The sequence below is a fragment of the Streptomyces sp. NPDC030809 genome (assembly GCF_055572195.1).
The window spans coordinates 162,269-182,412 of record NZ_JBVIDV010000001.1; the positions used below are offsets into that span (position 1 = coordinate 162,269).

The window sequence follows — 20,144 nt, forward strand, 5'->3', positions numbered from 1 at the left end:
TGTTCGTGGTTTCGCTCTATCTCTCTTTTTGCCTTTTTTCCCCCCCCCCCCCCTCCCCCCCCCCCCCCCCCGGCAACCCGGCTGGCGCCGGGCACCGGGCTCCGCCCGGACCCGCTCCTCAAACGCCGGAGGGGCTGAGTTCGCTCCGCTCAGACCCGCACCTCAACGCCGGAGGGGCTGGGTTTCGCTTCGCCCGGAACGCCGCCCCGGCTCAGGATCGCCCCGGCGAAATCAAGCCCCTCCGGCGATTGAGGAGCGGGGTCTGGGGCGGAGCCCCAGGGGCCCCGGCCGCAGGGCCCACGCACACACCAGCCCCAGCAGGGCAAGCGCCAGCCACGGCACAGCCGACAGCCCCGCCGCGCGAGCGGCATCGAGGGCCGCCCCGGTCAGCAGGTTCCCCAGCGTGATCCCGACCCCGCACACCGTGTTGTAGAGCCCGTAATGCGTCGCCACCAACCGCTCCCCGGCCAGCCGCACGATCCGGTCCATCTCGAACGGATAGGCCACCATCGTGCCCAGCGCCAGCAGCAGCGCCGACAGCGCGGGCGGCAGGACCGCCAGGACCCAGCGCCCCGCCCCGCCCCCCGCCGGCACCGGCACCGCGCCCGCCGCGAGCAGCGGCAGGAAGGCGGCCGCCATGCAGAGCACTCCGCCCGCCAGGGCCCGGTCCGGCCGCAGCCGGGCCCGGCACCACGCGGTGACCCGGGTCTGGAACAGCACCGTACTCAGCCCCGAGGCCACGAACAGCGCCGCGGTCGCGACGGTCCCGGCCGCCCCCGGCCCGCCCACCCGCCGCGCCTCCAGCGGCAGCGCCAGGTAGACCTGGAAGGAGAGCACGTACGAGCCGCTCATCGCGAGGGCGAAGACGAGGAACCGCCGGTTGGCGAGGATCCCGCGCCACTCGGCGAGCACCCCCTGCCGCGGCCCGCCCCCGGTCTCGCCCCGCCGGGCGGGCAGCGCACGGAGCTGGACCAGGCCCAGCACCGCGAACACCCCCGCGGCCACCAGGCAGGTCGACCGGAACCCGGCCCCCGACAGGACCATGCCGACGAGCGGTCCGAGCAGGATGCCCGCCTGGTAGAAGGCGTTGAACAGGGCGAAGGCCTCGATCCGGCGCTCCCCCGCGTCCTGCGCGAGGTACGCCCGTACGGCCGGGTTGAACAGCGCCCCCGCGAACCCGGTGGCGGCCGAGCCGGCGATCAGGGCGGGCACCGAGCCGGCCAGCCCGAGGGTGGCGAACCCGGCCGTGCGCAGCAGCAGCCCCGCCACGATCAGCGGCTTGTAGCCGAGCCGGTCGGCGAGGGTGCCGCCGATCAGGAACATGCCCTGCTGGCTGAAGTTCCGTACGCCCAGGACCAGTCCGACGAGCCAGCCGGCCAGACCGAGCCCCCCGGCCAGGTGCTGCGCCAGGTACGGCATGAGCATGTAGAAGCCGAGGTTGATCGTGAACTGGTTGACCATCAGCAGCCGCACGCTGCGGTCGTACGAGCGGAACTGCGCGAGCGCGGAGGTCATCGGAGCCCACCTCCCGCCGGGGCCGCCGCCCCCGCAGCCCCGGCCGCACCATCCGCCGCCGCCCCCGCGGCAGCTTCCGGCGCCGTCCCGCCGCGCCCGATCGGGTCCACCACGCGGGCGCAGCGGGTCCACCGCGTGACCTCGCGCTCCCCGGGGTGGGCGATCTCGTCCGGACCGGCGGCGGGCTCGCCGCCCAGCAGCCCGTGCCGCTCGCACCAGGCGTCGTCGTACACGGTGTCCAGGTAGCGCTGCGGCCCGTCGGGGAAGATCGCGGCGATCCGGGTGGCGCGGGGCCGGGTCCGGGCCAGCCACCCGGCGACGAGGGCCACGGCGCCCACGCTCCACCCGCCGGTGGCGTAGTGCGAGGCGGCGAGCCGGCGGCAGGCCCACACGGATTCGGCGGGGGCGACCCAGTGCACCTCGGAGAAGTCCGGGTACGCGACGTTGCGCGGGTGGATGCTGGATCCGAGGCCGCGCATCAGCCGGGGCCGGGCGGGCTGCCCGAAGATCGTCGAGCCGACGGTGTCCACGCCCACCAGCCGCAGCCCCGGCTGGAGCTGGCGCAGCACCCGGGACACCCCGGCGGAATGGCCGCCGGTGCCCACGCTGCACACGAGGATGTCGATGTGGCCGAGCTGCCCGGCGAGTTCGAGGGCGAGCGAGGTGTAGGCGGAGACGTTGTCGGGGTTCCCGTACTGGTCGGGGCACCAGGCGCGGGGGTCCTGCGCGAGCAGCTCGGCCACGCGGTCCCGGCGGGCCTGCTGCCACCCGCCGGTGGGGTGCGGCTCGGGGACGGTGTCGATGCGGGCGCCGTGCGCGGTGAGCAGGCGGACCATGGAGGGTTCGAGCCCGGGGTCGGTGACGAGGGTGACCGGGTGCCCGTGGACCATCCCGGCGAGGGCGAGCCCGAGGCCGAGGGTGCCGCTGGTGGACTCGACGATGGGGCCCCCGGGCCGCAGGTCCCCGCGGTCGCGGGCGCGCTCCACCATGTGCAGGCCCGGACGGTCCTTGATGCCGCCGGGGTTGAAGCCTTCGAGCTTGGCCCAGAACCCGCGGTCCCCGCCGGTGAAGGGGCGGGAGACGCGCAGGACGGGGGTGTTGCCGACGAGTCCGGCGAGGGTGGCCCCGCCGGGGGCGGTGCCGCTGGTGGTCGGAGAGTGCATGGTCTCGCTCTCGGATCGGAACGGAAGCGTGCGGATGCGGTACGGCGGCTGCGGTTGCGGAGACGGAGGCTGCGGGTGCGCGGCACCGCGGTGACCGGTCGGCCGCCGGGGCGACGGGGCACGGCGGACACCGCCGCCGCGGGCGCGGGGCGGGTTCCCCTGGTCACGGTGCGGACGGAGGGCCCGGCGGGGAGCGGTCCGGTACGCAGGGACCCCGCACGGAGGCTCCGGTACGGACGTCCCGCCCGGACCCCGCACGGAGATCACCCACGGACGCGCGCGGAGGAGTCCGGTACGGAGGTCGCGCACGGACCCGCGGAGGAGTCCGGTGCGGAGCTCACGCACGGACCCGCGGAGGAGTCCGGTACGGAGGTCGCGCACCGAGGTCGGGGACGGAGCGCCGGTACGCAGGCGTCCACCGCGGCGGGGTCCCGTACGGAGGTCCGGCCGGGAGGCGAGACGCGGCGGCCCACCGGCGCCGGATCGGACCGCACACGGTCCGCCGGCTCACACCGGACGCGAGTACCGGCCCCGTGCACCGGCCCGGCCCGGATCGGACCGCCCGGATCGGAGCGCGAGGATCACACCGCGGCGGAAGACCGGCCCGCACCGGGAGTCGGACCCCGGGCGGACGGCACTCCGCGAACAGGCGCACCGGCCACCGGACGCCCGGTGCATACCGGCCGGCGCACGGGGGCACCAAGGCCCCTCGGCAGGTCGGGACACCGGGGACCGCGGGCCCCGGACCGGGTCCGTCGTCCGGACCCGCAGCCCGCCCGCCTACAGGCGCAGCACCGCCGATTGGGCCGCATGCGGTATCGCGACGACGAAGCCGCCCGTGGCCGCGGGCACGAGGGCCGGCCGGGCGGCCACCGCGGGCGTGCCGTCCGCGGCGGCCGAGCCGAGTTCCGAGCGCAGGGGCTGCGGCGCCTGCGGGCCGGGCTGGGGCTTGCCCATGGCGCACGCCTCGACGCTGTGCGCGGAGCCGTGGCCCCCGTGCGGTCCGGGGGCGTGCGGCGCGTGCCCGGCGGGCGCGGCTGCCACCGCGGTGAGGTGGGCCGGCGCCGAGTCGGGGGCGGCGGCGTGGGTGAACAGCAGGGCCAGCAGGACGAGTACGGCCATGGCCGAACCCCGCAGGGCGGCCGCGACGCGGCTGCCCGGGGTGCCGGAACGTGACCTTCTCGTCATCACGGCGTGATCATAACTCAGGCCCGCGGTAGGGAAGGTGAGGCATTTCGGCCCGTCTGAGGGTGACAAATCGCCACCTCTCTGAACCAGGCCCTGTCTCGCGTAGTGATCAAGATGCGGGATGCCTCTCCGGTGGTTGTCCTGGGCTGGTGGAAGCCCGGTATGGCGCGTACGGAACTGACGGACGATGAGTGGGAGTGGCGTGAGATGCCGTCGAAGTTCGGCGCCACCTGTCCAGTATGTAGACCACCGAGCCGCCCCCTCCCCCGCGCGGGGGAGGGGAATGGTCCGTAGGGCTGACGCGACCGGAAACCGACCCGGCAGAGCATGAATTGTCAGGATCGCGGAAGCCGGAGGTCACGGTGACTATCCCTGCAAGGACACGGACACATGAGGGGACAGCACCCCTCGCCCCGACACCCGGCTGGTCGCGGCGTTGGCCCGAGTGGGCGCCTGCCGCCGCTGTGACTTGTTGCGCGGTGTACGCCATCGTCGAGGCCACCTGGACCGTGACGGGAACCACGGTGCCCTTCACCCTGCACACCCCCTACTCGCCGATCGCCCAGCTGATCCTGGCCGGCCTGGCCATTGCCGCCGGTGTCGCCTCCTGGGCCACCAGGCGACGGGTGGCCCAGCCTGGCCGGATGGCGATCGGGGGTGCGCTCGTCCTGGCCACCCCGGTGTTGGCGATGGGCGCGACGGGCCTGCCGGGCTACTTCGTTGCCCTGGCCTCCGGTTCAGGGCTGGAGAGCGCCACCGGCCTGGCCCATGTGCTGCTGAGTTCGGCCCTCACTGCTCTCCTCGTCCTCGTCGCTCTGTCGTACCGCCGACGGCTGGCTGGTGCCTGCCCGCGCTGCGGGCAGAAGCACACGGGCGGCCATGATGCCCCGCTTGTCCATCCCGGCGCCTCGACCGCCTCCCCACGTACCAGGAGGCTGGCCTACCTGCTGATGTGCGGGATGCTGCCGTGGGCCGGAGTAAAGACCATCTGGACGCTGGGCGGTGACGCGCTCGGCATCACGGCCGAGAAGTGGAAGGAGTCGAACTCCGGCGGATCGGAGGTGGCGAAGGCGCTCGCCGAGGTGGGCATCGATGTCACTGTGCTGGCCGCGGGACTCGGATTCTTTCTCCTGACCGGGCTGATGTACCCGTGGGGGCAAGTGTTTCCCCCCTGGACGCTTATCCTGTCCGGGCGCCGTGTACCACGTCTGCTGCCCTTGATCCCGGCCTGGCTGACCGCGTTCGGTCTGTCGGTGTACGGGGTCCTCCTGGTGATCTACGCTCCGCTCGCCGCCCTCGGAGTGTTGCCGGCCCCCAAACTCGACACGGATCTCGGCGCCACCCTCTCCGGGACTCTCTGGCTGGCAGCTTTCGGTGGAATGGCCTTCGGCGGCCTGGGCTTCGCCCTCCTCGCGGCCGCACGCTCCTACGCCGCCCGGACCCGCCCCGTCTGCGCCACCGCGGCGACCTCAGCGGCCCCACCCACCGAGACGGCCCGCGCAGACGCACCGGCCTCAGCGGCCCCGGCCGACTGGCGAACTGCCGGCGCAGGCCGGGATCCGGCCCAACGCTGACCCACCGGCAGGGACGGTTCGATCAACTCCCCTCAGCCATCGGTCGGATCGCCGCGCGCCACACCGGACTTCCACCAGGCCACGAATGCCTCGCGCGGCGAATCAGCACACCATGATCCGAACCCAGAACAGGCCCTAGTTGCGCGCGGATGCGAGGAGATAGGGGACGTCGATGACGGCGACCCCCGGGGTGAACAGCAGCCGGGCCTTGAGCCGCAGGGCGTTCTGGTTGTGGAGCGGCTGCTCCCACCAGTGGCCGACGACGTATTCGGGGATGACCACGGAGACCATCCCGCCGGGGTCCTCGGCGGTGAGCTCCTGTACGTGGGCGAGGATCGGGCCGACGACCTCGCGGTAGGGCGAGTGCAGGATCTTCAGCGGAACGTCGAGGTCCCACACCGCCCAGTCGGCGCGCAGCCGTTCGGCGTCCTCGTCGGCCGCGACGGTGAGGGCGGTCAGGGTGTCGGGCCGCAGGGCCTGGGCGAAGCCGAGGGCCTTGAGGGTGGGGGCGTGGACCGCCGAGACCAGCACGACCACGTGGTGCCGGGCGGGCCGGTGCGGCGTGGCCCCTGCGGCCGGCGCCACCTCCCGGGCCACCTGGTCGTAGTGCCTGCGGACCCCCTTCATGCCGAGGAAGAGGAGCGGCATGGCGATCACCACGAGCCAGGCCCCGTGCGTGAACTTGGTGATCAGCACGATGACCAGGACCAGGGCGGTCATCGCCGCGCCGACCGCGTTGATGGCCATGGCCCGGTGGATGTGGCGGCGGCCCTCGGCGGGGGTGGCGGGCGAGGCGAGTTCCCGGCGCCAGTGCCGCACCATGCCCGCCTGGGAGAGGGTGAAGGAGACGAACACCCCGATGATGTAGAGCTGGATCAGGCGGGTGAGCTCGGCGTCGAAGGCGACGATGAGGCCGATGGCGGCGAGGGCGAGCAGCACCACTCCGTTGGAGTAGACGAGCCGGTCGCCCCGGTTGTAGAGCTGGCGGGGCGCGTAGCGGTCCTTGGCGAGGATCGAGGCGAGCATCGGGAAGCCGTTGAAGGCGGTGTTCGCGGCGAGGATCAGCACTCCCGCGGTGACCGCCTGGAGCACGTAGAACAGGGCGTGCCAGTCGCCGAAGGTGGCCCGTCCGATCTGGGCGAGTGCGGTGGAGGTGGCTGCGTCCGCGGGCAGGCCGAGATCGACGGGGCTCTCGGCGACGTGCACCTTCGACACGAGGGCGAGGACCGTGATGCCCATGAACATGGTGACCGACAAGAGGCCCATGATGGCGAGGGTGTTGGCGGCGTTGCGGGCCTTGGGGCGGCGGAAGGCGGGCACGCCGTTGCTGATCGCCTCCACGCCGGTGAGGGCCGTGCAGCCGGAGGCGAAGGCCCGGAGGGCGAGCAGCACCAGGGCCAGGCCGGCGAAGCTGCCTTCGGCGTGCACGGGCAGGTCGGCGGATTCCGCGCGGATCGTGCCGCCGGTGGCAAGGCGTACGGCGGCCCACGCGAACATGAGGTAGATGACGAGGATGAACCCGTAGGTGGGGACCGCGAAGACGCGGCCCGACTCGCGCACCCCGCGCAGGTTCATCACCGTGAGGAGCGCCACGAAGCCGACGGAGAGGGCGACTTGGTGCTCGTGGAGGGCGGGGACGGCCGAGGTGATGGCGGACACCCCGGAGACCACGGAGACCGCGACGGTCAGGACGTAGTCGACGAGCAGGGCGCTGGCCGCGGTGAGGGCGGCGGTCGGGCCGAGGTTCTCGGAGCTGACGACGTACGCGCCGCCGCCGCCCGGGTAGGCGTGGCAGGTCTGCCGGTAGGAGGCGATGACCACGACGAGCAGGAAGACGATGGCGGCCGCCGCGTACCAGGTCAGGTGCAGGAGGGTGACCCCGCCGAGGGCGAGGATGAGCAGGATCTCCTCGGTGGCGTAGGCCACGGAGGAGAGGGGGTCGCTGCAGAAGATCGGCAGTGCGAGCCGTTTGGGGAGCAGGGTCTCGCCCAGGCGCGCCGTGTCGAGCGGCTCGCCGACGAGGACGCGCTTCGGATGGATACGCCTCATTGGGGCATGATCGACGCATTCACCCCTTTTGTTCTGCCGTGACACACGCAACGGCCGACAGCTCCTCGGCCCGGTGGGCGATCCACAGGTCGTACCGGGCGCTGGGCGACTGGAGCAGGGACCGTTCCAGCAGGACCTCCAGCCGGGTGAGCCGCTTGCGCGCACCCGGTACGGAGAGCCCGAGCGCCGCCGCGGTGGGCGCGAGCCGGGCCCCGTGGTCCAGCCAGGTCCGCAGCGTCTCCCGCGCTCCGGGCGGGGCGTCGGCCGAGGACAGCGGGCGGAGCTGGCGGCGGGCCCACCGGACCACGGAGGGGTGGCCGAGCACCTCGTCGAGCGTGGCCGCTGCGGCGGCCCCCGGGTCCGGTTCCGTACGGCCGCCCGGGGTGAGCCGCAGGGCGAGCGACAGGGCGGACTGGTCGGCGAGCGCGGACAGGTCCAGGCCGAGGAGCCCTTCGATGTGCCGCAGCCGGCCGGCGAGCGTGTTGCGGTGCAGTTTGAGCAGCCGGGTGGCGTGCGAGGTGAAGTCCAGCCAGGCGTGGGCGGTGGCGCGCAGCTCCTGGCCGCCGGGGTCCTGCGGCCGGCGCGGCCGGTGCGCGTGGAGCGGTGCGAGCAGTTCCGCGGCCCAGCCCGCGCCCGCCGGATGCGCGGCCAGGGCGAGTTCGGGACCGACGCCGAAGCGGGCGTACCGGTCCGCGCGGCCGCGCGCCACGGCCAGGGCGTGGAAGGCCTGCCCGTAGGCCTCGCGGGCCTCGTGCAGGGTGCTCTCCTCGCTGACCCCGACGGTGCATTCGGGGGCGGCTGCCGCCAGGGCCCCGGCCAGCGGGTCCGGCCCGTCCCCCGGCCGGGGCGTCCCGGCCGGTACGAACACGATGAGGTGGCGTACGTAGACGGGGCAGGGCACGATCCAGGCGCGGCCGCGGGTGAGCTCCGCGCAGGTCCGGGCGAGCCGGGCGCGCTGCCCCGCCGGGCATTCGACGACGTACATGCGCAGCGGGTCCGGCAGGCCGGGGGTGAGCGTCTCGGCGACCTGGCGGGCGGTGGACAGCCTGCCGTTCATCAGCAGGTGGAGGACGGCCTCGCGGGCCCGGGACTCGGCCAGGGCCGCCTGCTCGTGCCGGCGGTCGGCCTCCTCGGCCCGCAGCACCAGGGCCAGGGGTACGGCGGCGTCCGCGAGCAGCGAGGAGAGCTCCGGCGGGCAGGGGCGCGGGGCCACGGCGGCCAGCACGCGGCCCGGAGCGGCCGCCCGGCCCGCCCCCGGCTCGTCGAGGGCGACGAGCACGAGGGTGGCTGCGGGACCGTCGAGCACGGCCGAGCGGAACCCCCGCGCGCACAGCTCGGCGGTGCCCCGGGCCAGCAGTCCGGCCGCCGCGGCGGTGGGCGGGCCGGGGGCCGCCGCCAGCACCCCGCCGTCCGGGCCGGCCAGCCCGGTCCAGGCGCCGGTGCGGCCCGCCAGCCAGCGCAGCAGGGCTTCGGAACCGCCGGTCAGGGCGAGGCGGTGGGCCTTGAGCACGAGATCGGAGCGGGCCCACGGGGAGTCCGCGGACGCTGCGGCGGCTGGGGCGCCGGCGGCCGGGTGGTGCGAGATGGCCCGCTCCCTTCAGCACGGAGGGGTGCGCCCCCTCGCCTCGACTCCCGGGATTCAACCACCCTGCGGAGACTGTGCGCTGTGGTACCCGTCTCCCCCGTCCCACTGGGCAGGAGGAATCCTGTGCCGCGGACGTCCCGCGCCTAGGTTGGTGCGTGCCGGGCCGAGAGCGGCGGGGACGGCTGCACCGAGTGCACCCGCCGCACACCCGTCTCGGTCCGGCGACATGAGCGGCGGGGGCCCGGTGTTCGAGTTCCAACGGGGGAGCACCGGGCCCCCTCCGGCCGGTTCAGCGCATCTTCGCGGCCGCGCTGCGGATCGCCTCCCGGATGCGGAAGTACGTGCCGCAGCGGCAGATGTTGGCGATCGCGTCGAGGTCGGCGTCCGTGGGCTCCGTGGTCCGCTTGAGCAGGTCCACCGCGGCCATGATCTGGCCCGGCTGGCAGAAGCCGCACTGGGCCACGTCCTGCTCCAGCCAGGCTTCCTGCACGGGGTGCAGGTCCTCGCCGTCGGCGAGCCCCTCGATGGTGGTGACCTCCCGGCCGGCGGCCTCGCGGACGGGGACCACGCAGGGCCGGACGGCCGCGCCGTCGAGGTGGCTGGTGCAGGCCTTGCAGACGTCGACTCCGCAGCCGTACTTGGGCCCGCGGATCCCCAGCAGGTCGCGCAGCACCCAGAGCAGGGGCAGATCGTCGGGGGCGTCGACGGTGACGCTGCGCCCGTTGACGGTGAAGGTGTGCGAGGGCACGGGGGACTCCTGGCTAGCGCGGGTAGGGGGTGAAGTCGACGTCGAAGTCGAGGGGGAAGCTGCGCGGCTTCGTGCCGGTGGCCCTGGCGTAGGCGTTGGCGATCGCCCCGACGGCGGCGGGCACGCCGAGCTCACCGGCGCCGCCGGGCTCCCCGGTGGCGGGCATCACGAAGATGCGCACGTCGGTCGGGGTGTCGCGCTGGCGGGCGTAGTGGAACTGGCTGTAACTGCCCTCCAGCGGAAGGCCCTTGTCGATGTGCAGGCCGGCCCGCAGGGTGGTGGAGACCGCGTCGGTGAGCCCGCCGAGCAACTGGGCTTCGAGGCCCCGCGGGTTGACCGCGCGGCCGACGTCCGCGGCGATGACGGCCTTCGTGACGCGCACGTGCTCGGGGTCGCGGGTGTCGATCTCGACGAGGCAGGCGGTGCGGGACTCGTACTCCTCGTGGAAGCCGATGCCCTGGGCGCAGCCGGCGGGCAGGGGCCGCCCCCACTCCCCATCGGCCGCCACCTTGTCGAGGACCGCGCGCTGGGCGTCGGTCTTGAGGAACTCGCGCCGGAAGGCGACGGGGTCCTTGCCGAGCCGGGCGGCGAGCTCGTCCACGACGATCTCCTCGGCGCCGCGCGTGTTGGCCGAGTACACCGAGCGCCAGGAGGCGGTGGGCAAGCCGGTGGGCACCTCGGTGAGGGTCTGCGTGGTGAGGCCGAAGTGGTACGGGGACTTGACCGTGGTGAGGAAGAGGGTCTGGGCGAAGGTGGCGTTGCCGAGGCCGGCGGGCAGGCTCGCGGCGGTGGCGGTGAGCATCTCGCCCAGGCCGTGCCGGAAGTCGGTCTCCGCGGCGGCGACCCGGTGTTCGAAGGTGAGCACCTGGCCCAGGGCGTGGGTGGCGCGGATGCGGTGGTGGCTGGCGGGCCGCATGCGGCCGTGCCGCGTGTCGTCCACCCGGGTCCACATGAGCCGGACGGGGCGCCCGCTGGCCTGGGAGACGAGGGCGGCCTCCAGGGCGGCGTCGAAGAACAGCCGCCTCCCGAAGGACCCGCCGGCCTGCACCACGTGCACGGTGACCTTGTCCACCGGCAGGCCGAGGCGGGCGGCGATGGTCTGCTGGGCCACGATCGGCGATTTGAGCCCCGCCCAGATCTCTGCGCGGTCGGGGCGCACGTCGGCCACCGCGCAGTTGGTCTCCAGCGGGGCGTGGCTGACGAAGGCGAAGTCGAACTCGGCGTCCACGTACGCGGTGAGCAGCGGCGGGACCAGCGGCGGCGGGGCCGCGGCGCGCAGCCTGCTGCGGATGCCGGCGTCGGAGAGCGCGTCCGCCGGCCCCGGCCCCCAGGTGACCTCCAGGGCCGCGCGGCCGTCGAGGGCCTGGCCGAAGGTCTCGGCGACGACCGCCACCCCGGTCGGGACGGTGACCACGTCCAGGACCCCGGGCATGGCCCGTACGGCGTCCGCGTTGGCCACGGACCGGACGGTGCCGCCGACGGACGGCGGGCGGCGCAGCACGCAGGGCTTGGCCCCGGGCACGTCCAGGTCCAGGGTGTACTGCTGGCGTCCGGTGACCATGGCGCGGGCGTCGATGCGGTTCTGCGGGCGCCCCACGAGGGTGTGCCGGGAGGCCGGTTTCGGGGCGGCGGGCAGGACGGGCAGCCCGGGGTCCGCGGCGGCCGCGGCCAGGCTGCCGTACGGGGCGCTGCGGCCGTCCGGGGCGTGGACCGCGCCCGCGCGGGTGGTGAGGGAGCCGGCCGGCAGGGACCAGGTGCGGGCGGCGGCCGCGACCAGCCGGGCCCGGGCGGTGGCGGCGGTCTGGCGGACCGGCCCGTACAGCGAGCGGATGGAGTTGGAGCTGCCGGTGAGCTGGTTGAAGAGCAGTTCGGGCCGGGCGTCCTCCAGGGCGATGTGCACGTCGGAGAGCGGGGCGTCGAGTTCCTCCGCGATCAGCATGGCGACGGCGGTGGTGATGCCCTGGCCGACTTCGGTGCGCGGCAGCCGGAAGCGGATGGCGCCGTCGGCCTCCACCCGGAGCACGAGCAGGTGGGCGGTGGGCGCCCCGGCGATGATGAACAGGTCGCCCAGGTCCACGAGATCGGCGGGCGCCGGCAGCGAGGGCACGACGGCGTGCGCGGCCTGCGGGGCGAGGGAGTCGGCGCCGATCCGGGTGGCGAGGGCCAGGGTGGGGGCGGCGATCAGTGCGGTGAGGAAGGAGCGCCGGCCGGTGCCGGCGGCGCCGCCGTCCGCCTTCCCGCGGGCGTCGTCCGCCTCCCCGTGCCCGCTGCCGGACCCGAGCCCGGTCCGGTCCTCCCGGTGGCTGCGTCGCTCCTGGTCCGGGCCCTGCACCGTCATCGTCTCCGCCCCACCCCGCCGTTGCGCCGGGGCTCTCCCGGTCGGTTACCGGCACGTAGGGTAGCGAGCCTCCGGCACCGGGCGGAAGTCGTCGGCGGATGCGGGAACAGGCGGCCTGCCCCCCCGCGCACCGGCTCGGCGGACCGGGCACCGCCCCGGACGGAGCGATTCGGACAGGCAGGGCGTACTCGACCGCCTGAGCGGGCGCCCCCGCGCGCCCCGCACCCCGCGGAGCGCCGGTTTCCGGCCGCCGCCCGGCGCCCCTCCCGGCCGGTGGCCCGCGGCGCCCGCCGGGCGCACGATGGAAGGAGCAACCCACCCGCGGAGCGAGGAGGTGGCACCGGCCATGGGCAAGTACATGGACGTGCACACCGGCATGAAGGGCATCACGACCGAGCAGCTGGCCGCGGCCCACCGAGCCGACCTGGCCATAGAGAAGGACGAGGGAGTGCACTTCGAGCGCGCGTGGGCGGACCCGGTCTCCGGGCACGTCTACTGCCTGTCGGAGGCGCCGTCGGCGGAGGCCGTGCAGCGGATCCACGAGCGCAGCGGCCACCCGGCCGCCGAGATCCACCCCGTGCCCATCACCGTCACCTGACGGAGCCGCCGGAAGGGGAGCGCACCGGGCAGGCGCGGAGCGGGCGGCTCCGGGGAGTGGCCGGAAACATTCGCACAGCGTACGGACCCCAAGAGGCCCTTGGCATATGCCAGAAGCACCACCGTAACGGATGTTGCCAAACACCTTACGGGCCCTCGCGGGCTGTGCAACAGTCGTTACCGGCCCTTCCCTCAGAGCCGCCGCGACGCGCCTGTATCGGAGTTCCCCATGCCGTCCCCCCTGCCCGCGGACCGCTCCGCACAACCGTCCGAGCCCGGCCCGGTGGACGCGCTCATCACGCAGACCCGACAGCTGCGCGGCGAGGTGGACGCGGTCCGGCGGGACACCGTGGTGGACGACGACGACGCGCACGGACGCTGGCAGCGCGCCCTGTGCGACCTGGCCGTCCACCATCTCGACGACCTCGGCGAGCACTTGGGACGCCTGAAGGACGGCCTGCCCGTCCTCCCCGCCCAGCCCTCCCCCGCCGCCCCGGCCGGCCCCGGAGCCGCGCCGGCCCCGGACGCCGAGCCCCAGCAGGGCCGGGTGGGCACCGCCGACTGGAACCTGCTGACCGACGAAGTGACCTGGTCCGAGGAGCTGTTCCAGATCTTCGGACGGGACCCGCAGAGCGGCCCGCTCACCCTCGACGAGTTCTGGTCCACCCTGTTCGCGGAGGACCAGCCGAAGGTCACCGCCATGATGACCGACTGCCTCGTGGACGGGAAGCCCATCGACGGGGAGTTCCGCATCGCCCGCGCCGACGGCGGCCTGCGCACCCTGCACATGCGCGGCGAACCCGTGCTCGACGCCGAGGGCTGCACCGCCTCCGTCTGGGCCGTGGTCCGCGACGTGAGCGAACTGCGCCGCAGCGAGCAGGCCGTGCGCGAGTCCGGAGAGTCCCTCCAGCGGCAGCGGCAGATCGCCCGGACCGAACACCGCCTGGCCGTCGAGCTCCAGGAAGCGGTGCTGCCCGCCTGGCGCGGCACCCTGCGCTTCCCGTACGGCAGCACCGGCGCGCTCGACCTGGCCGCGCACTACCTGCCGTCCGCCAGCAGCGCGCTGATCGGCGGGGACTGGTACGACGCACTCGAACTGCCGGACGGCAGCTCGATGCTGACCGTCGGGGACCTCACCGGACACGGGGTCGCGGCCACCTCGGGCATGGCGATGATGCTGGGCGCCCTGCGGGGCATGGCGATGGCCGGCATCGAGCCCGGCCCGCTGATGGGCTGGCTCAACCAGCTCCTGGAGACCTCCGTGCAGCCCGCCCTGGGCAGTGCGGTGTGCTGCCGCTTCGATCCGGCGACCCGCACCCTGTCCTGGGCGCAGGCGGGCCACCCCGCACCGCTGTTGTTCCGCGGAGGGACGGGGCGGGCCCTGATCAGGCCCGAAGGCGTGCTGCTCGGCGCCACCTCGGGCGCCGCGTACGGGCAGACCGACGAGCGCCTCGAAGGGGGCGACGTCCTGGTCCTGCACACGGACGGGCTGTCCGCACGCAGCGCGGGCTTCGGGCACACGGACGGTACGGAACGGCTGCTGGCGCTCGCGCCCCGGTTCACCGAGGCGCGTACGGCGCAGGACTGCGTCCGCATCATGGTCGAGGAGTTCGGCGGGACCGGCCGCGATGACGACGCGTGCGTGCTCGTGGCGCGGGTCGGCTGCTGACCGCCGGCCCCTCCGGCGCGCACGACGCCCCGCCGTCCCGGTCCCGGGATGGCTGTTGCGTGCTTTTCCCTGTGTTCCTCGTGTTCCCAGCGGTCGGCCCGGTCAGATCTCCGTGCCGCGCGGGCGGCGGGACGGGCTCTTCGGCAGCGCGAGCTTGATCTCCTCGCGGAGGTCCTCGATCTTCGCGTAGCCCGCGTACTGGCCGGTCAGCCGGTACATCTCGCGCAGCCGGTCCCAGGTCCGGTGCGAGGAGGTCTCGCCCATGGACATCAGGGCCAGCCGCGCGTAGCGGTCCGCCTGCTCGGGGTCGTCGGCGATGAAGCACGCCGAGGCCATCGAGATGTAGTCGAAGATCTGCGAGCGCTGGTGTCCGGCGGCGCGCAGCCGCAGGGCCTCGCGGGCGTGCCGCTGCGCGACCGGCGCGGCGGAGGGGTCGTGGTCGGCGAGGGTACGGAAGGCCAGGGCCTGCATGCCGTGCATGTCGGCCTCGTCGAAGTGCTGCATCCAGCTGGGGGGCGGCACGTCGCCCTTGTCCGAGACGAACAGGTCCTCGGCCTCGCCGAGGGTGCGCCGCATCGCCTGCCCCTTGCCCAGGGCGGCCTGCGCCCAGGCCTCGATGGTGTGCAGCATGGCCCGCGTGCGCGGCAGGGTCTCCTCCCCGGACCCGGACCGGGCCAGCTGCATCAGGTCCAGGGCCTCGTGCGGCTTGCCCAGGTGGACCATCTGGCGGGCGGCGCGGGAGAGCGCCTCGCCGGCCCGCGGCCGGTCGCCGCCCTCGCGGGCCGCGTGGGCCGCGATGACGAAGTACTTCTGGGCGGTCGGTTCGAGGCCGACGTCGTGCGACATCCAGCCCGCGAGGACGGCCAGGTTGGCGGCGACGCCCCACAGGCGCCGCTGGAGGTGGTCGGGGTGGCGGTAGGCGAGCATGCCGCCCACCTCGTTCAGCTGGCCCACGACGGCCTTGCGCTGGAGGCCGCCGCCCCGGGACGCGTCCCAGGCGCGGAAGACCTCCACGGACCGTTCCAGGGCATCGATCTCCTGGGAGCCGATGGGTGCCGCCTCGTAGCGGTCGGCTCCGGCCGGATCGGCGTGCAGGGGGTTGGAGTGGCGAGGGGCGTCCAACGAGAGGGCCGGGTCGGTGTGCAGCCAGTCGTGCATCGCACTGCTGAGCGCCGATCCGGCGGTGAGCGCGGCGCCCGCGCCCATCAGTCCGCGTCGGTTGAGCATGAGGTCCATTCCCGTGAATTCGGTGAGGACCGCTGCCGTCCGTTCCGGCGCCCAGGGCAGCCCGTCGGGGTTCTCCTTCACCCCCGCCTGCGGCTTTCTGGTGGCGCGCCGTTGCCGTACGAACCCGAGGTCCTCAATGGTCACGACACGGCCGAGCCGCTCGGTGAACAGAGCCGCCAGCACCGTCGGCACCGGTTCGCGCGGGGTCTCCCCCATGTCGATCCAGCGCCGCACCCGCGAGGTGTCGGTGGCCAGCTGGTGGTGGCCCATGGCCGCCGCCTGCCGGTTGACCAGCCGTGCGAGTTCGCCCTTCGACCAGCCGGCCAGGCCGAACAGGTCGTTCAGGCGGGTGTTGGGTCCTCTGCTCACGTCAAGCCCCCAGGTTCTCGGCTGTGTTGACAGTAACCCCCTCGAAGATGCCGAGCGACTATTCGCCAGGCTTCGCCAGGGGGCGCCACGTGGAAGGCCACCCGCGCCCGGGTGTCAGGTAGGAATGCGCCTCCCCGCCCCGGTCGCCGACCGGCCGGAGTGGTCCGGTTGAACGGCAGCCGTGCGGCACTCCCCAGGGTGTCCGCGGTTCCGGGACGGGAAGGCGTACGCAACTCGTCGGCGCACGAAGGGATCCGTATCAACCATGTACGCAGCATCGTCCTCCGTGTCCGCCCCCGTACGGCCCTACCGCACCTTCCAGGCGGGCGGCGGCCCCTACTTGGAGCCCGGCCGCGGCCCGGTCCCGGCGCAGGGCGCCGCCCGGCTCCGGCGGGCCCCCGGGCTCGCGCCGCAGCCGCTGAGCGGAAGACTCGACCTGTCCGGACCGCAGGGAGCCCAGCTGCGGACGGCACTCGCCTCGGTGCACCGGATCTGTCCGGAGTTCGCACCCGTCCAGGTACTGCGGCGCAGCGGGCGATCGGTTCTGCTGGTGGGCACCACCGGGCGGACGACCGCGGTCGCCAAGGTTCTACTGGACCACTCGCCGGCCTGGGCCGAGCGGTACCGGCATGAAATAGCTGCATACCGGGCGTTCGTCCGCCACCGGCCGCCGGTCAGGGTTCCCCGTCTCATCGCCGCGGACCCCGAGAACTGCACGCTGGTCGTGGAACGGATGCCCGGACGTGTCGCTGCCCTGCAGCGGCACCCGGTCGAAGCACCGCCGCGGGCGGACGTACGGGCCGCTCTGGGGGCCGTCTGCCGAGTGAACCAGTGGCGGCCGCCGGCCGAGCTGTTCGGCCGGCCCCTGGACTACGCCTCCCGCATCTCCCGGTACCACGAGCTCGGTCTGCTGACCGACCGGGACCTGGGAGACCTCCAGAAGCTGCTGCACGGCCTGGCCCTGGCCGGGGCGAAGCAGCCCGGCAGCCAATGGCAGTTCAACCACGGCGACGCCCTGCTGTCGAACCTGCTGCTGTCGCCGACCGGCCCGGTCCTGCTCGACTGGGAGCACACCGGCTGGTACCTGCCCGGATACGACCTCGCCACCCTGTGGACGGTCCTCGGGGACGCGCCGGTGGCGCGGCGCCAGATCAGCCAGCTGGCGCAGGCCGCGGGCCCGGTGGCGCGGGACGCCTTCCTGGTCAACCTGATGCTGGTGCTGACCCGGGAGATCCGCACGTACGAGCTGGCGGTGCAGCGCTCGATGAACGCGTCGGCGCCGGTGCTCGCGGGGGCCGGCGGCCCCGGGGCGCCGATGACCTCCGGCGAGGAGCAGCGGCTGCTGCTGCGCAGGCTGCACGACGACTGCGGCATGGCACGGCGCGCGGTGCGGGCGGCGGTGGGCACCCGCTAGCCGGCGGAGGAGGCGCAGACGGGTCCCGGAATCCCGTGGCGGGCCAGGCATCGGCCCCCGCCACGGGATTCCGCATGTCGGGGGCGGCCGGCCGCGGGGCGCGGATGGCGCGCACGTGCCTTGACATCACATGATCCCGCGAACACCTTGCTGACCCAGCATCAGATGCCCGGGACGCCCTCTCCTCCCCACCGCTGGAGCCTGCCCATGTCCGCTCGTGCCTCCCGCCCCGCCCGCCCATCCAACCCCTCCCGCCGTACGGTCCTCGCCGGGGCCGGCGCGGGCGCCCTGGCCGCCGGACTGCCGGCGGCCGCCGCCCGGGCCGCGGAGGGCCCGGTCCTCGGCGAGTACGACCTCGTCGTGGTCGGCTCCGGCGCCGCCGGGATGACGGCCGCGCTGACCGCCGCGAAACGCGGCCTGAGCTGCGTGGTCGTCGAGAAGGCCGGCACCTTCGGCGGTTCCGCGGCCCGTTCGGGCGCCGGCATCTGGCTGCCCAACAACAGCGTGATCCTGGCGGCCGGGGTGCCGGACACCCCGCAGAAGGCCGAGCAGTACCTGGCGGCGGTGGTGGGCCCGGACGTGCCGGCCGCCCGCCGGTCGGCGTTCCTCGCGAACGGGCCGCGGATGCTCGACTTCGTGATGGCCAACAGCCCGCTGAAGTTCCGCTTCATGGCGGGCTACAGCGACTACTACCCGGACCTCCCCGGCGGCCTGCCCGGCGGCCGCTCCATCGAACCCGACCAGCTCGACGGCAACGTCCTCGGCTCCGAACTGGCCCGGCTGAACCCGGCGTACATGCCGGTGCCGGCCGGGATGGTGGTCTTCAGCCAGGACTACAAGTGGCTGACCCTGGCGGCCGTGAGCGCCAAGGGCCTGGCGGTGTCCACCGAGTGCCTGGCCCGCGGCACCAAGGCGGCCCTGTGCGGGGAGAAGCCCCTCACCATGGGGCAGGCGCTGGCCGCGGGACTGCGTGCCGGGCTGATGCGCGCCGGGGTGCCGGTGTGGTTGGAGACCCCGCTGGTGGACCTGGTCCGGGAGGGCGGGGCGGTCACGGGGGTGGTGGTCGAGCAGGGCGGCGTACGGAGCGTGGTCCGGGCCCGCAAGGGGGTCGTGATCGGCTCGGGCGGCTTCGAGCACGACGCGGGGATGCGGGCCGCGTACCAGCAGCAGCCCATCGGCACCCAGTGGTCGGTGGGGGCCAAGGAGAACACCGGGGACGGCATCCGGGCCGGGCAGCGGGCGGGGGCCGCGCTCGCCCTCATGGAGGACGCGTGGTGGGGCCCGTCCATCCCGCTCCCCGGCGAGCCGTACTTCTGCCTCGCCGAACGCACCCTGCCCGGCGGGCTGGTGGTGAACGCGGCGGGGGCCCGGTTCGTCAACGAGGCCGCGCCGTACAGCGACGTGGTGCACGTGATGTACGAGCGGGACAAGGGGGCGCCGGGCTCGCACATCCCGGCCTGGCTGGTGGTGGACCAGAACTACCGCAACAAATACCTGTTCAAGGACGTGCTGCCGACCCTGGCCTTCCCGGACTCCTGGTACGCGTCGGGCGCGGTGAAGAAGGCGTGGACCTGGGACGCGCTCGCGGCGCAGATCGGGGTGCCGGCGGCGGCCTTCCGCGCCACCCTCAACCGGTTCAACGCGCAGGCCTGGAACGGGAGCGACCCCGATTTCCACCGCGGGGACACGGCGTACGACCACTACTACACGGACCCGGCGGTGGGCCCGAACTCCTGCCTGGCACCGGTCTGGGCGCCGCCGTTCTACGCCTTCAGGATCGTGCCGGGGGACCTGGGGACCAAGGGCGGCATCGTGACGGACGAGCGGGCCCGGGCGCTGCGGGAGGACGGCTCGGTGATCCCCGGCCTGTACGCGGCGGGGAACGCGAGCGCCGCCGTCATGGGCCACAGCTATGCGGGAGCGGGTTCCACCATCGGGCCCGCGATGACGTTCGGCTACATCGCGGCGAACGACATCGCGGGCGCCTGAGCGCTCGGGTCCCGGATCAGCCCTGCTGGAAGAGCTCGGCGGGGAGCGGCTTGAGCAGCGCGTAGAGGTCGTCGCTGATCGGCCGGTCCCAGCTGGCGATGGTGACGAGCACGTTGTCGCTGCGGTCGAACTGGACGCAGGAGATACGGGTCTCGGAGAGCTTGATCTTGCGCACGATGAGGAGGTTGTCGCCCTGCATGACCGGGCAGTCCTCGGTGCCGGTGACCTCGACCTCTTCCTCGTTCTCGAGGGCGATGAGGAGCTGGGCCACCTCGAAGGGCACCTCCTTGTCGGCGAGGTCCCGGGCCGGCGAGCCCTCGGGGAGGTTGCCGATGATCATGGCGGGGCCGCGGCCGCCGAACAGGTCGTAGCGCAGGAAGACGCCCTGGCAGCTGCCGTCGGGTGCGGGAAGCAGGCCGGCCCCGAGATTCCCAGGCCAGTCCCCCGGGTCCATGGCCAGGACGTCGAAGTCCGGGCCGGCGGGTGTGGCGGCGCTGCGGCGGCGGAGGAAGGACATGCCGCCATGGTACGGGGCCGGGCGCGGTTCCCGGCGCCCGGGCCCGCGACCTGCGGCACCGCGCGAAGCCGGGCGGCCTCGGCAGCCCCCACCCCGGCCGGGCCGGGGGCTGCCGGGCCGGGCCCCGGACACGCCGGAGCGGCCCGGCGGGCTGCCGGCCGGCTTCCCGCTGGGCCAGTGGGTGGCGGACGCCCGGCGCGCG

At 74.3% G+C, this 20,144-nt stretch carries 14 protein-coding genes; 5 read left to right on the forward strand and 9 right to left on the reverse strand.

The window, feature by feature from the left end:
• Window positions 1-231 precede the first annotated feature (231 nt).
• The 3 genes from ACZ407_RS00720 to ACZ407_RS00730 all read right to left on the reverse strand — a co-directional run bounded on the left by ACZ407_RS00720 (window position 232) and on the right by ACZ407_RS00730 (window position 3,869).
• Entirely contained in the window at window positions 232-1,515 is a 1,284-nt protein-coding gene (locus tag ACZ407_RS00720; protein WP_468124307.1) for an MFS transporter, read from the reverse strand.
• Window positions 1,512-2,678 carry a PLP-dependent cysteine synthase family protein gene (locus tag ACZ407_RS00725; RefSeq protein WP_468124309.1) on the reverse strand — a complete coding sequence of 389 codons (1,167 nt, stop codon included), beginning with the start codon at window positions 2,676-2,678 and terminating at the stop codon, window positions 1,512-1,514. The genes ACZ407_RS00720 and ACZ407_RS00725 overlap by 4 nt, the downstream gene beginning before the upstream one ends.
• Window positions 2,679-3,458: 780 nt before the next feature.
• Entirely contained in the window at window positions 3,459-3,869 is a 411-nt protein-coding gene (locus tag ACZ407_RS00730) for a hypothetical protein (RefSeq protein ID WP_468124310.1), read from the reverse strand.
• Between the two features lie 476 nt (window positions 3,870-4,345).
• Between ACZ407_RS00730 and ACZ407_RS00735 the strand changes: the two genes are divergently transcribed.
• On the forward strand, window positions 4,346-5,440 hold the full coding sequence (locus ACZ407_RS00735) for a hypothetical protein (RefSeq protein WP_468124312.1): 1,095 nt from the start codon (window positions 4,346-4,348) through the stop codon (window positions 5,438-5,440).
• 135 nt (window positions 5,441-5,575) lie between these two features.
• On the opposite strand, the gene ACZ407_RS00740 is transcribed toward ACZ407_RS00735, so the two are convergent.
• The 4 genes from ACZ407_RS00740 to ACZ407_RS00755 form a co-directional block, all read right to left on the reverse strand.
• Window positions 5,576-7,489: an APC family permease gene (locus ACZ407_RS00740; RefSeq protein ID WP_468124314.1), complete on the reverse strand. Its 1,914-nt coding sequence runs from the start codon at window positions 7,487-7,489 to the stop codon at window positions 5,576-5,578.
• A gap of 19 nt (window positions 7,490-7,508) precedes the next feature.
• Window positions 7,509-8,999 (reverse strand): helix-turn-helix domain-containing protein, encoded by a 1,491-nt coding sequence (locus ACZ407_RS00745; RefSeq protein ID WP_468124315.1) that lies wholly within the window; start codon window positions 8,997-8,999, stop codon window positions 7,509-7,511.
• A 364-nt stretch (window positions 9,000-9,363) separates the two neighbouring features.
• Complete coding sequence (locus tag ACZ407_RS00750) at window positions 9,364-9,822, reverse strand: (2Fe-2S)-binding protein (protein WP_468124317.1); 459 nt, start codon at window positions 9,820-9,822, stop codon at window positions 9,364-9,366.
• A 13-nt stretch (window positions 9,823-9,835) separates the two neighbouring features.
• Window positions 9,836-12,160 (reverse strand): xanthine dehydrogenase family protein molybdopterin-binding subunit, encoded by a 2,325-nt coding sequence (locus tag ACZ407_RS00755; protein ID WP_468124319.1) that lies wholly within the window; start codon window positions 12,158-12,160, stop codon window positions 9,836-9,838.
• 346 nt (window positions 12,161-12,506) lie between these two features.
• Here ACZ407_RS00755 and ACZ407_RS00760 point away from each other — a divergent pair, with 346 nt between their 5' ends.
• Together ACZ407_RS00760 and ACZ407_RS00765 are read left to right on the forward strand one after the other, a co-directional pair.
• Window positions 12,507-12,758, forward strand: a complete 252-nt coding sequence (locus ACZ407_RS00760; RefSeq protein ID WP_468124321.1) for an SCO4226 family nickel-binding protein — start codon at window positions 12,507-12,509, stop codon at window positions 12,756-12,758.
• A 228-nt stretch (window positions 12,759-12,986) separates the two neighbouring features.
• On the forward strand, window positions 12,987-14,426 hold the full coding sequence (locus ACZ407_RS00765; protein ID WP_468124323.1) for a PP2C family protein-serine/threonine phosphatase: 1,440 nt from the start codon (window positions 12,987-12,989) through the stop codon (window positions 14,424-14,426).
• A gap of 102 nt (window positions 14,427-14,528) precedes the next feature.
• Here the strand turns inward: ACZ407_RS00765 and ACZ407_RS00770 are convergent, their stop codons facing one another.
• Window positions 14,529-16,022 (reverse strand): DNA-binding protein NsdB, encoded by a 1,494-nt coding sequence (locus ACZ407_RS00770; RefSeq protein WP_468124324.1) that lies wholly within the window; start codon window positions 16,020-16,022, stop codon window positions 14,529-14,531.
• Window positions 16,023-16,287: 265 nt separating this feature from the next.
• Here ACZ407_RS00770 and ACZ407_RS00775 point away from each other — a divergent pair, with 265 nt between their 5' ends.
• Window positions 16,288-17,436 (forward strand): aminoglycoside phosphotransferase family protein, encoded by a 1,149-nt coding sequence (locus ACZ407_RS00775; RefSeq protein WP_468124325.1) that lies wholly within the window; start codon window positions 16,288-16,290, stop codon window positions 17,434-17,436.
• Window positions 17,437-17,643: 207 nt separating this feature from the next.
• A complete protein-coding gene (gene kstD, locus ACZ407_RS00780) occupies window positions 17,644-19,425 on the forward strand; it encodes a 3-oxosteroid 1-dehydrogenase (protein ID WP_468124326.1) in 1,782 nt (593 codons plus the stop codon).
• Between the two features lie 16 nt (window positions 19,426-19,441).
• On the opposite strand, the gene ACZ407_RS00785 is transcribed toward kstD, so the two are convergent.
• A complete protein-coding gene (locus ACZ407_RS00785; protein WP_468124327.1) occupies window positions 19,442-19,942 on the reverse strand; it encodes a hypothetical protein in 501 nt (166 codons plus the stop codon).
• Window positions 19,943-20,144 lie beyond the last annotated feature (202 nt).